A 12,720-nucleotide genomic window follows, 5' to 3' on the forward strand; every position below is an offset into this window, starting at 1 on the left:
CTTTTTGTTGCTCAGGTACTTAAAAAGTTATATTTATAATAGTGTTGCGGAATTAAGGTAATATAGAATTGGTTTGCCTAATATACTTTATCAATGAATGCATAAGCATTAAAATAGCATATACTAAATATAACATTAAAGTCATATTATTTTTGTCACTCTCGAAAAATGCTATTACAATCCCCATAATGGGGAAACACAAAAAGAATTTAACAGAAGTTATAAATAATATACTATTTACTATGGCACAATCATTTTTTCTCTTGTACCATACATACATTCTATAATATATATAATCCATTCTCACCACTTTAACAAAGCTCCGTTATTTTTATCAAAATTATCATCGATATAATAATCTAAATGTTCACCTATAGAATTACCCGTAAATAATGTCACCATTCTTTGAATGAGTAACTTCCAAATGAGAGAACCGCATTAACAGTTTTTCCAAATCTTTCTTGTCCATGATTGTTCTTTTGTCTGACGGTTAGTACTATTATTTCCGGATTATCGCCAAAGATATTGTAAATCAATGGCAATCTACAAAGATATGAAACATTCCATATAATCTCTCATAAAAGACAGACTATCTTTATAATGATTGAAAATTATTCAGAATCACATATTTAGTTGAATCTTCTACTCGTATTTATGGGGAAATAACGGTATTTCTGTATGCTGGAAATCTTGAGTCCCTGTTTGTAGAAATATATCAAATTAAATATAGCTTGTCCAAATAGAATATAAATCATTCAGGAATGTCTGTGAGACTGTTCCTTTTATAATTTTTAAGCCTTGTATATACATTAACCATATAGGATTAATTCTTTGGGAATTTTTCAACATAATGACCATGTGACCATAATCATTATCATTTTTATTCCTTGAAAAAAATTGCTCCCAATGTAAGCTATTGTTATTATATATGATCACTTCTCCCCAATAAATTCCCACATCTACCAACAATGACCGTGACTTAACGGTTAAATCCCAATCCTGAATAGTTATGTAAGTCGGGACTCTTTTCTTTTTCTCTTCTAATTCTTGCTTTGAAAGATTTTCAGACTTTATACTATTCAATAAAAACAAATTTAATTCAGCTAAAGAATTGATAGAATAATCTTGCTGCCACATCTTGCCTGTAAACTGTTGAATAGCACGATTAAGTTCGAACATTCTTTGTTCTTTATTCTGATAGAACCATTCTGAATATTTCATCAGTTCCTTTCGGGAACGATTATGGAAATCGAAGCCGAAAGGGAGATTATCAATAATTTTATACTCATTCATGGACTATTGCTTTTATATTGTTACGTTCCAGCTTACTTAATGACATATCATTTGTCATTACATTATGCATAAACTAAAAATAAAAAGTACCCAGGCAAGCACAAAACATATTATGCTTACAAAGCACCATATTGTGTTTAGTTTTTTTGAACCCTTTTGAAATGCCTCAAAATATTCAAGATACTTTTTCTTTCTCCATAAAAATAAGTAATTTATAATAATACACGGTATTGCGGTGATTATGAAGAAAGTCTTCTTGTCCACACCGACTAAAGACACTTCAGGTATTAAGATTGACATTAAATTTATCAATGTATATGTCAGTAGTCCCGTGAACCATACTATCTCTATATCAGCAAGCATTGCGCTTGTACCTATTATTGGATTAGATAATGCACCAATAGCCTTGTTAAAATTAGTCTTATCACGTCGTTTGCTTATCTTTTCCTTATGTAGTAAATTATATAACGAACGAATTAGCGAATGTATATATTTATACAAGAATACATCTGTACGTCTATTACATTCGTACATGCCATAATACAATCTATTCCAAAAATATATTACTTGCTCCATATTAGTTATCAGCTACTTCACTCAATACTATTCTATAATTATCACAAAGCAACCGGCGTTGTCGGAACATCTTCATCAATACAATGCCCATCCGCATCAAACAAGCCAAATATTCTTTCTATTTCAGAAGTAATCATGTCGGATAACGAATCCCATGATTTTAGCGGCATTGCATCATATGGACTACAATAGTATATCTTATTATCCGAAGTATTAAGATAAAGCTTTGAACCGTCATAATCATAGGAGGCAAAAAAGAACATTTCCGGTGTGGCATTCTTGGGCCGTTCGTACTTTTGAATATCTTCAATATTAAACGGATACCATGAATCCAAATCTGATCTGTCGTATGATGTCCTGCAACCGTGCAACGCCAATGTGCAGTTCATTATATCAAATCCGTTGGATACATTCATCAGAAAATCCCTGTAAACTTCAGGAATAGCGCATCCCAGTTTCTTCTCCAAATCGCATACTTCTGCTTCTGTAATACAAGGGTACATAATATTAAGCCAGGCATATTCGGCAATATGAGGGGCTTTCCCAATCAACAATGCGCCATTCTTTGAATGAGTAACTCCCAAATGAGAGAATCGCATTAACAGTTTTTCCAAATCTTTCTTATCCATGACTATTCTTTTATCTGACGGTTAGTACTATTCTTTCCGAATTATCTCCAAAGATATTGTAAATCAATGGCTATCTACAAAGATATGAAACATTCCATATAATCTCTCATAAAAGACAGACTATCTTTATCAAGATTGGAAATTATTCAGAATCATTCAATTAACTTCTCTTTTATGGTGTCGTTTGAACACCTCTGATTTCCACGACAGACTAAATGAAATGACAGGCAGATAGGCTTCTGCAATCCTTATTCAAAAACATACGGTCATAAGCCACGCTTCACTTGACAAGTCCCTTCAGAGAAGTTAACTCGGAGGGCGAATACCTCCACGTTCAAGCCTCCGGTTTTCGGGACACAAAATTCCCTGCGGTAATTTTCCGCCCGAAAAAACGCTCCGGTATTGCCGTCCGAGTTGAGGAAAGGACCGGGACTTAGCAAGCGAAGCGACCTACGACGCATAGATACAGGTCAACATAAAAAAATCTGACGGGAGAACCATGCTCCCGTATGCCGTCCCAATGGATTACACGATCCGGTTATTCCCGTAAACAGAAATCCGCCTCCTGTCACAAAAGGACACATCAAGGGGGACAAAAGCAGCTCGCTCCCAACTCTGCATAATTACAGTTTTTCCTTTTCTTCTGTGCGGCTGTGCGTACCGCCATGCCCTTGTCTGTCCGGCCTGTTCCAGCCTTTTCCCTTTCCTTTGCCGCCTTTCGTTTTTTCTCCCTTTCCTGCCGTTTTCGCTCCGTTTTCTCCGGCCTGCGGTGTAATGTGATGACACAAGATGTAATGTATATCCTAACACATTGCAAATCAATTATTTATCAATTTTTCTCCTATATATTTGCGGTGACAACATGAGTTATCAACACTAAAAATCAAAAATTATGGCAAAGAAAAATGCACGGGAAGAACCCCCGAAACCGCAGGTCACCGAAAACGAGCAGATGAGTGACATCGTGTTCATCCTCGACAAGATGGAACTGATTCTGGAAGCGGTGTCGCAAATCGGACAGGACGGAAAATTCAACACGGTAGCCGCCGACAGGCAGAACCGGAACTCCTTCCTGAAGATTGACCGCTATGCAGATGCCTTCGAGAACTTCATCAAGAACTTCTGGAGCCAGCTGAAAGACCCGACACGCTTCGGAATCCTCTCCGTCAAGGAAGACAGGCTGGACGACCCTGCCGTACAGCAGGCCATCGAGGACATCGCCGCAGGAAAAAAGACAAAAGCCGTGGAGGAATTTCTCAAGCAGTACGAGATTGTTCCGCGCAACAAGGAAAACCAAAGTATTAACCAAAAAAATCAAGAAGAAATGGCAAAGAAAAATGAAACCCAGCAGCAGGCTGCCGCAGCTGACAGCCAGCCGCAGACCCAGTCCCCCCAGTACCGTTACAACGAGTCCATGATCAACTGGGAACAGCTCAAGAATTTCGGAATCTCCCGTGAATACCTCCAGGAACGCGGACTGCTCGAACAGATGCTCCGTGGCTACAAGACCAACCAGGTAGTACCCATCAGCATGAACTTCGGCTCGGCCGTACTGAGGACTGACGCACGTCTGTCATTCCAGCAGTCCATGGCGGGCGAAGTGGTGCTCGGCATCCACGGTATCAGGCAGAAACCCGACCTCGACCGACCGTATTTCGGACATATCTTTTCCGACGAGGACAAGAGGAACCTGCTCGAAACGGGCAACATGGGACGTGTCGTGGAACTAAAAGGACGCAACGGGGAATATATCCCTTCCTTCATCAGTATTGACAAGCTGACCAACGAGGTGGTCGCCATGAAAGCGGAGAATGCCTTCATCCCAAGGGAAATCAAGGGCGTGGAACTGACAGAGCAGGAGCAGAATGACCTGCGTGAAGGCAAGAAGGTCTATGTCGAGGGCATGATCGCCAAGTCCGGTAACGAGTTCAACGCCTTCATCCAGGTGAATGCCGAACGCAGGGGTGTCGAGTTTATTTTCGAGAACGACAAACTCTTCAACCGCCAGACACTCGGGGGCGTGGAACTGACACAGAAACAGATTGAGGACCTGAACGCCGGAAAAGCCATCTTCGTGGAGGGAATGCAGCGCAAGGACGGCGAGGTGTTCTCCTCTTACGTGAAGCTGGACGAGGCGACAGGCCGCCCGTCCTACACTCGCTACAACCCGGACTCTCCGGAAGGCGCACGCGAAATCTATATCCCCAACGAGATCAACGGAGTGAAAATATCGCTGGAGGAACAGCAGCAACTCCGTGACGGCAAGGTGATTTTCCTCAATGACATGGTGAACCGCAAGGGAGAGGAATTCTCCTCCTTCATCAAGGCCGATTTGGAAACGGGACGCCTGAGCTACTCCCGTACGCCGGACGGTTTCGAGCAGCGCGAGGATTTCAAGATTCCAACCAAGGTATGGGACGTGGAACTGACCAGACAGCAGCGTGCGGACCTGCAGAGCGGAAAGGCCGTGCTGGTGGAAGGCATAAAGGGATATGACGGGAAGACCATCTCGCAGTACGTCAAGGCGAACTTCAACCAGGGGCGTCTGGACTTCTACAACGAAAATCCCGACCGTAAGCGTGACGCGTCACAGCGAAACGTGGTGGCCAACAGCCAGCGACAGGAACAGGGCAACCGCAAGTCAAAAGGTGCGAGCATTGCCTGACTATAGGTAACGGAAAATGAATGTTAAATAAAAAAAGAAAGAAATATGAAAAAGGAAAACGGAAACGACATGCCTTTCAAGGCTGATGAAGTGAACTGGGACGAACTCTCCGGTATCGGTATCATGAAGGACGAGCTGGAACTCTCCGGCGAAATGGACACCCTCCTCAGGGGAGAGAAAACGAAAGTGATGTCCCTGAGCCTCGTGCTCCTCGGCGTGGACGTGGTGATGGACGCCACGCTCCAGCTGGTCCGCAAGGGCGAGGCACCGCTGCTGGAAATCCAGGGAGTGACACCGCTGGGCAAATAATCTGGAAGCAATTATCAAGTAAACCGATGTCTTACCGCCGTTTCCTGTCTTCCGCATGGAAAACGGGAAACGGCTTAATTTTTATCCAATATGATAGCAATCATCGCAGAAAAGCCGAGTGTAGGCTTGGACATAGCCCGTGTAGTCGGGGCTGATACAAGAAATGACGGCTACTGTTCCGGTAACGGATATATGGTAACCTGGGCACTGGGACACCTCGTGTCACTGGCCATGCCGGACACTTACGGTTATACGAAAACGGCAGCGGAGGACCTGCCGATGCTGCCGGACCCGTTCCGCCTGATCTCCCGACAGATGCGCACGGACAGGGGAATGGTTACGGACATCGCCGCCTCGAAACAGCTGAAAGTCATAGAAAGCGTATTCAACCGCTGTGACAGCATCATCGTGGCTACCGATGCCGGTCGTGAGGGGGAACTTATCTTCCGCTGGATATACGCCTTCCTGGAATGTACGAAACCGTTCCGCCGCCTGTGGATTTCCTCGCTTACTGACGAGGCCATACGGAAAGGGCTGGAGGAACTGAAGGACGGCTCGGAATACGACAGCCTGTATGCCGCCGCCGACAGCCGCGCGAAGGCGGACTGGCTGGTAGGCATGAACGCCAGCCGTGCCTTGGCCATCGTCTCCGGCTCTTCCAACAACTCGATCGGACGGGTGCAGACTCCGACGCTCGCCATGATATGCAGCCGCTACAGGGAGAACCGCAGTTTCGTATCCACACCATACTGGCAGCTGCATGTCACCCTCAATGGCGGCACGTCACACCGCCGCTTCTTCCATCCCGCGACCTTTGACGACAGGCAGAAGGCGGAAGCCGCCTACCGCAGTCTCTCTCCCGATTCTTCGGCGACGGTCACGAAGGTGGAGAGCAGGAAAACCCTGCAACAGCCGCCGTTGCTCTACGACCTGACGGCACTTCAGAAGGACTGCAACGTGCACCTCGACCTGCCCGCGGCAAAGACACTGGACATCGCCCAGTCGCTCTACGAGAAGAAGTTCATTTCCTACCCGAGAACGGGAAGCCGGTATATCCCGCACGACGTGATGGCCTGCGTGCCCGGTCTGCTGGAAAGAATCTTGGCCATGCCCGGATTCGCCACAAGTGCCGGAATCCTTGACTTTGCGCGTCTCAACACCCGCAGCGTGGACGACAGCAAAGTGACGGACCACCATGCCCTCATCACGACCGGCATCGCACCCGAAGGGCTTTCCGAGGCGGAAGAGGCCGTCTATACGCTGATAGCCGGACGTATGCTGGAGGCGTTCTCGCCCTGCTGCGAGAAGGAACTGATTCTTATGGAGTGCCGTCTGGACAACATGGATTTCCGCTCGAAAAGCTCCCTTGTCGTCAGTCCGGGATGGCGCGGCATCTTCCGCAGGAAAGAGGACAGGCAGGACGACGAACCGGAAACCGACGAGGGTACGGCCGTATTTGCCGAAGGGGACACGGTCCCTGTTTCAGGATTCGGACTGGCCCAGAAGAAGACCGTGCCCAGACCGCTCTATACCGAAGCCACGCTGCTGGCAGCGATGGAGACCTGCGGCAGGGAGATAGCCGACGAACAGGCACGCGAGGCCGTGAAGGAGCTGGGCATCGGCACGCCCGCTACAAGAGCCGCCATCATCACCACACTGTTCAAACGTGACTATATCGCCCGCTCCGGCAAGAGCATCGTCCCCACGGAAAAGGGACTCCATATCTACGATGCGGTGAAGGACATGCTCGTGGCGGATGTTTCCCTGACAGGAAGCTGGGAGAAGACCCTGCTCCAGATAGAGCGACACACACTCGGACCGGACACGTTCATGGCATCCATCACGGACTACACCCGCAAGGCTACCCGTGAAATCCTGAACCTCAGCCTTCCGGCGGTAGCCCCCCGCACGTTCACCTGTCCCAAATGCAAGACCGGACACATCATCGTCAGGGAGAAGAGTGCCCGCTGCGACAATAAAGGGTGCGGACTGACCGTGTACCGCAGGTTTCTGAACAAGGAACTGACGGACCAACATCTGGAACAGCTTTTCTCCTCCGGCTCCACACGGCTCATCAAGGGATTCAAGGGAAAGAAGGGTGTAGCTTTCGACGCTTCGGTCACCTTTGACGCCGGATTTACCCTGACACTCTCGTTCCCCAAAAACGGGAACGGCAGGAAAAGGAAATGATGAAGCCATCCCGATTCGCGGGGCAAAGGTCGCAGCCCGCCCGTTTCCACCGGCAAGGTCTGGCCTTACGGTTTCTGGGAAAAATCATCCTCGCCCGAGGCTCCGGTATTTTTCCCGAAAACCTTGCCTGTGGAGGCGGACTGCAAGAAAGCCCCTGAAACCGGGAATGGCATTCCCACCAAACACATGAAGATTATGAAAACAAAAGAACGTATCAGAAAGATAGCGGACAGCAGATGGGCAAGGACACTCGCGCTGGCCGTAACAGCAGCCATCATATTCAGCTGGCTCTATTCCCACGGTATATCGCCTGTATGGACCGCCGTGGCCATCATCTGTTTCAGGGGACTCTTCAGGTTCCTCTACCGTATAGCCTGTTTTCTCGTGGCACTGGCCATCATTCTGTGCATACTGAGTTTTCTGGTCTTCTGAAATCTGACGATATGGAACATGCACGGAATTTATCATTGCAGCATAAGGGAGCTGTCCGGGAGCGGGCGGCTCTTTTTGTATCCGTCACAACCGGAAATGACACGGGAAGAAAAGGGAAAGGACTAAAAACACAGACATTGGCAAACCGAGAACTACAGGGCAAAGTTGGCAAACGCTTCTTGTCGGACGGCAAGGTCAGGCCGCAAGCGGTTTCGGAAAAAATCATCCTCGCCGGAGGCTCCGGTATTTTTCCCGAAAACCCTGCCTTTCCGGAAGCATTTGCCGTTGGGCCCTTGTAGTTCAACGGGCTGCCAAAGCCCGGGTATTCACACTTAAAAATAAAGAATATGCAACAAGCGATCATCACAAGACAGTCACCAGCTCCGATAGGGATGCCCGTGACAAGAAGACCGAAAGTACACGTCCCGCAACCGGCAATCAAGCTGCCACCAAGGGGAACCACAGGTCCCGTTCACATCTCAAAGCTGCTGAACCCCGTTCTGGAAATTTGCAGACATCCGGACAGGAACAGGCTGCTGGCAGAATTCTTCAGCGAATATTGAAACACATCGTCTAATCATTTAATATCTGAAATTATGTTTTTTACAGCAATCCACCAGATGATGACGGAAAGCGTGGACCTCACGATCGTCATCCGCAAGACAAACGGACAACTGACCGTTTCCACATTGCCCAAATCGAACGGACTCAAGGACGAGGCCCAAAACCACATCGTGCCGCTGACTGTCACGGGCACACCGCAGGAACTTGATACGGGATTCCTGCAGGCAGTCACAAGACCTATACAGAAAACGTGCGGGCTGATCTCCAATATGGCACAGTTCGAGGCACAGGCGGACAAGGCCGCTGCCAGCAGCAAGGCTGCCAAGGAAGCGAAATCCAAGGAGACGAAGGAAGAACGCGAGAAACGGGAGAAGTACGAGAAACTGATGAAGAAGGCGGAAGAACTGACAGCGGCCAGAAACCACCGGGAAGCCGTCAGCGTGCTTACACAGGCGAAAGCACACGCGAATGCCGCCCAGTTGAAGGAAATCGAGGAGAAGATAAAGGCGGCCGACACGGAAATGAACCGGGGAAGCCTCTTCGACCTGATGGAACAAGAAGCACAGCCGGAACCTTCTGTACAGCAGCAACAGCCACACTCCCAACAGCCGGCATACACACAGGCAACGGAACAGAGAAATCCGCAACCGCAACGTCCGCAACAGCCGGCACCGCAGCAGACATACACGCGGAGACCGTCACAACCGATGCCGGGACAGGCTCAGCCCGCACCGCAGAGACCACAACAGGCATACACGCAGCATCCGCAACAGCCAGGAATATGGCCGTCGCAACAACAGCCGCCACAGCCGCAGGCAAGACCGCAGATACAGCCACACGCGCAATACGTACAGCGGACAGGCGGACAGCAGCCTTCCCAACCTCAATATCCGCCGCAGCCTGAAATACAGGACTGGCAGGAAGAACGGTTCATGCAGGAGGACGAACAGCAACCGTACCTCTCCGATCAGGAACATCCCGCATACAGTGAGAAGGACTACGAGGAATACATCGATTTCCCGCAGTCCATGCTGGAACCCAAGTATTCACCTTATCAGACAGTTTAAGACATGGCACTCGAAATCAAAGGAATGACACGCTCATTCAAATTCAAGAAAGGAACGGAGTATATAACCCTTCATGACCCAGATCCGAACATCTCGCCGGACATGGTCATGAGCTACTATTCGAACATGTACCCGGAACTGACGACGGCTACCGTTCACGGACCGGTCATCAGGGAGGATATGACAGAATATGAATTCAAGACAACTATCGGAACAAAAGGATAAAGGATATGGCAAAGGACAACAGAAAAAAGAAGAAATCATGTGTACCATTGGACGGATATCAGGCGGAACAGCTCGCGAAACTTATCATTGCGGAAACAGAAAGGAAGGTGCATTACGGCACGGAAAGAAAGAAACGGATTGCGGCACCCAGCGGTGCCGTAATTCTTTTCTGAACGCTACGTTCTTGCCGATATCCCCATCGGAACTGTTCACGGACGGTACTGACGGGAAGCCGCACAATCTTATCACGCAGGAAAACTATGAGTACCTGCGTGATTCCTTTTTCAGATATGCACTCCTCATGAAGAAGGAGGCGGTACATACACCGGGACGAACGCCCGGCGAAAGCATTGCCAGACTGCACGAAGAGATGTGTAACCTTGTAGGTAATGACATGAATGTCAACATTGAGCAGGACGAAGAAAGACTCCTGTTCCGTCTCTGGAAATGTCATGGATGGGGAGAACTCACGTTGTATTACTTCCCGACAAAGTTCATGGAAAGGCTCGGACCGGAACTGAGACGCATATCCGTCACCTTCATCCACAACCTGATGCAGGCGAACGGGATAAACACCATACTGGACGAGGATGACATGGACTATGCCCTGACACTGATGTCTGAGGATGACTCGGGTGAAACGGCATCCGACCGGAAAAAAAGGCGGCGGCTCCTGCACTCCTATGAGGAAGGCAGGATACATGCCCTGTTACGCCGGGTGGAACGCAAATCCTACTACAAGAATCTGCCGAAGGCAATCGACCGATATAAGCCGAAGGACGGGTACGAACAGTCACTGCTCTCTGTCATGAAGGAGGGTCTGGAGTTCCTTACACCTGAACACGGCATCATGGAATACGGCTACGATCCCTTCTACGAGGAAGAACCGGACTTTCTGCCCATGTATCTCAGCAAGCAGATCCGGGTCATCTATGACTGCACCGACATGATAACGGAATATCTCACCGACTATTACAACTCCTACAGCCAGGAAACATATGACATCATTCCGGTCACCACCTGTGACCTGTCTCCGGAAACGGAGGAACTGTTCCGCATGGACGACTATCCGGAACGTTTCTTCAAATGGGCGGAAAAATTCATCAACATCACAGTATAAACCAATCTGAAAGCATATGATAGACAGCAACGAACTGACCAGAAAGATCAAGACACCGCTCAACCCCAAGGCGGCACTGATTGCCTATGCCTCGGAGAATGACAGGAACTTTTTCCTTGAAATCCGTGAAATTGACGACCGGGGAAACATGACGGAAGGTAGACCGGTAACCATGGAATTCATGAACACGCTCGTGAAGGGATACTCGGAAAGACACAGCACCACTCCATATGGGAAGATTCCCGACAACCTGTTGTATTGCGACCCGCGCAAGGGAAGCGAGAGATACGTGTGGTACAACCCTCCGCACAAGAGGATGATGTTCTTCAGCCCCGCGCTCAAAATAGAAAACGCGGAATATTACCTGCCGGGAGTGATCTATGAGGCCGGAGAACACGGAATGAGAATCTATGCCTACAAGGAAAATGTTCCCGGACCGGATACCGTGCTGTACGCCGCGCCCTTCTTCAACGTGACAGGTTCCAGCGTATGTCTGGGAAACGCCAGGATAGAGCTGCCGAAGGACCTGACCTATGAGAAGCTGCTGCAGTACTGGGAAAGGAAATTCTGGCTGACGGAATTCACCCACCTGGGAGGGAACGGGAACCCGACAAGGTCAAACCTCGTGCTGGTGACAAAGGCGGCACGGGACAGGGACTTCAACCTCGACGAACTGAAGCAACTGAACAACATGAAACTTAAAGACATACTGAAATGAAAAGAGTACATTACATCGACAACTATCTCATAAACCCGCAGCATCCGGTAACGGTAAACCTTATCGGAGCGGGAGGAACAGGCTCGCAGGTACTTACCTGCCTGGCCAGACTTGACACGGCACTGAGGGGACTCGGACACCCCGGGCTGTTTATAACCGTGTATGATTCCGACATCGTGACGGAGGCCAACATCGGGCGACAGCTCTTCAGCCCCTCGGACATCGGCCTGAACAAGGCACAGTGTCTTGTCACACGCATGAACAACTTCTTCGGCAACGACTGGAAGGCGGTACCGGACATCTATCCGGCAGCCCTGAAGGACGCTAGACGGGATAATCTGGCCAACATAACGATCACCTGCACGGACAACATAAAGTCACGTATCGACCTGTGGAACATACTGAAAGCCGTGCCGGTATCGGAATACAGAAGCCACGAGACGCCCCTGTACTGGATGGACTTTGGGAATACACAGGACACGGGACAGGTCGTCCTCGGAACCGTACCGAAAAAAATCAGGCAGCCGGAATCCAAGCTGTACGAAACGGTGGAGTCACTGAAAGTGATTACCCGCTACGTGAAATACGCGAAAGTAAAGGAGAAAGACTCGGGACCGAGCTGCTCACTGGCAGAGGCCCTGGAAAAGCAGGACCTGTTCATCAACTCCACATTGGCACAGCTCGGCTGCAATATCCTGTGGAAAATGTTCCGCAACGGCATGATCGAGCATTACGGGCTGTACCTGAACCTTTCTACCTTGAAAATGAATCCGATACCTGTCTGAACGCGGCTTTATGACCTATAACATGTTAAAACTTGTTTGAAATCAAGACAAACATATATTAACTTCATTGCAGTTAGGAACAAATGTATATAGTAAGCGCCTAAGTAAGTACATCTTCTACAGTTCATTTTCCCTCCTTACTTTTGC

Annotated in this window: 14 protein-coding genes; 11 read left to right on the forward strand and 3 right to left on the reverse strand. The window is 48.5% G+C overall.

The window, feature by feature from the left end; translation table 11 throughout:
- Positions 1 to 720: 720 nt before the first annotated feature.
- The 3 genes from DWY55_RS20945 to DWY55_RS22120 all read right to left on the reverse strand — a co-directional run bounded on the left by DWY55_RS20945 (position 721) and on the right by DWY55_RS22120 (position 3,286).
- Positions 721 to 1,293 carry a hypothetical protein gene (locus tag DWY55_RS20945; protein WP_120178357.1) on the reverse strand — a complete coding sequence of 191 codons (573 nt, stop codon included), beginning with the start codon at positions 1,291 to 1,293 and terminating at the stop codon, positions 721 to 723.
- Between the two features lie 617 nt (positions 1,294 to 1,910).
- The gene (locus tag DWY55_RS20955) at positions 1,911 to 2,498 is read right to left on the reverse strand and encodes an SMI1/KNR4 family protein (protein ID WP_120178361.1); all 588 of its coding nucleotides are present in this window, start codon (positions 2,496 to 2,498) and stop codon (positions 1,911 to 1,913) included.
- Positions 2,499 to 3,121: 623 nt separating this feature from the next.
- Positions 3,122 to 3,286, reverse strand: coding sequence for a hypothetical protein (locus DWY55_RS22120; protein ID WP_165859533.1), 165 nt, complete (start codon positions 3,284 to 3,286; stop codon positions 3,122 to 3,124).
- 104 nt (positions 3,287 to 3,390) lie between these two features.
- Here DWY55_RS22120 and DWY55_RS20965 point away from each other — a divergent pair, with 104 nt between their 5' ends.
- From DWY55_RS20965 to DWY55_RS21015, 11 genes are all read left to right on the forward strand, one after another.
- The gene (locus DWY55_RS20965) at positions 3,391 to 5,163 is read left to right on the forward strand and encodes a DUF3945 domain-containing protein (protein WP_120178363.1); all 1,773 of its coding nucleotides are present in this window, start codon (positions 3,391 to 3,393) and stop codon (positions 5,161 to 5,163) included.
- A gap of 45 nt (positions 5,164 to 5,208) precedes the next feature.
- The gene (locus tag DWY55_RS20970; protein WP_032944512.1) at positions 5,209 to 5,472 is read left to right on the forward strand and encodes a DUF4099 domain-containing protein; all 264 of its coding nucleotides are present in this window, start codon (positions 5,209 to 5,211) and stop codon (positions 5,470 to 5,472) included.
- Positions 5,473 to 5,562: 90 nt separating this feature from the next.
- A complete protein-coding gene (locus DWY55_RS20975) occupies positions 5,563 to 7,662 on the forward strand; it encodes a type IA DNA topoisomerase (RefSeq protein WP_120178365.1) in 2,100 nt (699 codons plus the stop codon).
- A gap of 195 nt (positions 7,663 to 7,857) precedes the next feature.
- Positions 7,858 to 8,094: a hypothetical protein gene (locus tag DWY55_RS20980; protein ID WP_032944600.1), complete on the forward strand. Its 237-nt coding sequence runs from the start codon at positions 7,858 to 7,860 to the stop codon at positions 8,092 to 8,094.
- Positions 8,095 to 8,105: 11 nt separating this feature from the next.
- Positions 8,106 to 8,393, forward strand: coding sequence for a hypothetical protein (locus DWY55_RS20985; protein ID WP_120178367.1), 288 nt, complete (start codon positions 8,106 to 8,108; stop codon positions 8,391 to 8,393).
- Positions 8,394 to 8,441: 48 nt separating this feature from the next.
- A complete protein-coding gene (locus DWY55_RS20990; protein ID WP_057252928.1) occupies positions 8,442 to 8,657 on the forward strand; it encodes a hypothetical protein in 216 nt (71 codons plus the stop codon).
- 33 nt (positions 8,658 to 8,690) lie between these two features.
- The gene (locus DWY55_RS20995; protein WP_120178369.1) at positions 8,691 to 9,725 is read left to right on the forward strand and encodes a PRTRC system protein E; all 1,035 of its coding nucleotides are present in this window, start codon (positions 8,691 to 8,693) and stop codon (positions 9,723 to 9,725) included.
- A gap of 3 nt (positions 9,726 to 9,728) precedes the next feature.
- Positions 9,729 to 9,950, forward strand: coding sequence for a PRTRC system protein C (locus DWY55_RS21000; RefSeq protein WP_032944520.1), 222 nt, complete (start codon positions 9,729 to 9,731; stop codon positions 9,948 to 9,950).
- 37 nt (positions 9,951 to 9,987) lie between these two features.
- A complete protein-coding gene (locus tag DWY55_RS21005; protein ID WP_120178372.1) occupies positions 9,988 to 11,070 on the forward strand; it encodes a hypothetical protein in 1,083 nt (360 codons plus the stop codon).
- Between the two features lie 16 nt (positions 11,071 to 11,086).
- On the forward strand, positions 11,087 to 11,788 hold the full coding sequence (locus DWY55_RS21010; RefSeq protein ID WP_120178371.1) for a prokaryotic E2 ligase family D protein: 702 nt from the start codon (positions 11,087 to 11,089) through the stop codon (positions 11,786 to 11,788).
- Complete coding sequence (locus DWY55_RS21015) at positions 11,785 to 12,573, forward strand: PRTRC system ThiF family protein (protein ID WP_057281983.1); 789 nt, start codon at positions 11,785 to 11,787, stop codon at positions 12,571 to 12,573. Before DWY55_RS21010 ends, DWY55_RS21015 begins: the two co-directional genes overlap by 4 nt.
- Positions 12,574 to 12,720 lie beyond the last annotated feature (147 nt).

The sequence above is a fragment of the Bacteroides sp. AF25-38AC genome, assembly GCF_003602995.1.
GTDB classification, from domain to species: domain Bacteria; phylum Bacteroidota; class Bacteroidia; order Bacteroidales; family Bacteroidaceae; genus Bacteroides; species Bacteroides uniformis.

Bases quoted from the DNA above. Each gene is read 5' to 3' on its own strand.
- DWY55_RS20945 (WP_120178357.1), bottom strand. From the start codon at position 1,293: ATGAATGAGTATAAAATTATTGATAATCTCCCTTTCGGCTTCGATTTC.
- DWY55_RS20955 (WP_120178361.1), bottom strand. From the start codon at position 2,498: ATGGATAAGAAAGATTTGGAAAAACTGTTAATGCGATTCTCTCATTTG.
- DWY55_RS20965 (WP_120178363.1), top strand. From the start codon at position 3,391: ATGGCAAAGAAAAATGCACGGGAAGAACCCCCGAAACCGCAGGTCACC.
- DWY55_RS20970 (WP_032944512.1), top strand. From the start codon at position 5,209: ATGAAAAAGGAAAACGGAAACGACATGCCTTTCAAGGCTGATGAAGTG.
- DWY55_RS20975 (WP_120178365.1), top strand. From the start codon at position 5,563: ATGATAGCAATCATCGCAGAAAAGCCGAGTGTAGGCTTGGACATAGCC.
- DWY55_RS20980 (WP_032944600.1), top strand. From the start codon at position 7,858: ATGAAAACAAAAGAACGTATCAGAAAGATAGCGGACAGCAGATGGGCA.
- DWY55_RS20985 (WP_120178367.1), top strand. From the start codon at position 8,106: ATGGAACATGCACGGAATTTATCATTGCAGCATAAGGGAGCTGTCCGG.
- DWY55_RS20990 (WP_057252928.1), top strand. From the start codon at position 8,442: ATGCAACAAGCGATCATCACAAGACAGTCACCAGCTCCGATAGGGATG.
- DWY55_RS20995 (WP_120178369.1), top strand. From the start codon at position 8,691: ATGTTTTTTACAGCAATCCACCAGATGATGACGGAAAGCGTGGACCTC.
- DWY55_RS21000 (WP_032944520.1), top strand. From the start codon at position 9,729: ATGGCACTCGAAATCAAAGGAATGACACGCTCATTCAAATTCAAGAAA.
- DWY55_RS21005 (WP_120178372.1), top strand. From the start codon at position 9,988: ATGTGTACCATTGGACGGATATCAGGCGGAACAGCTCGCGAAACTTAT.
- DWY55_RS21010 (WP_120178371.1), top strand. From the start codon at position 11,087: ATGATAGACAGCAACGAACTGACCAGAAAGATCAAGACACCGCTCAAC.
- DWY55_RS21015 (WP_057281983.1), top strand. From the start codon at position 11,785: ATGAAAAGAGTACATTACATCGACAACTATCTCATAAACCCGCAGCAT.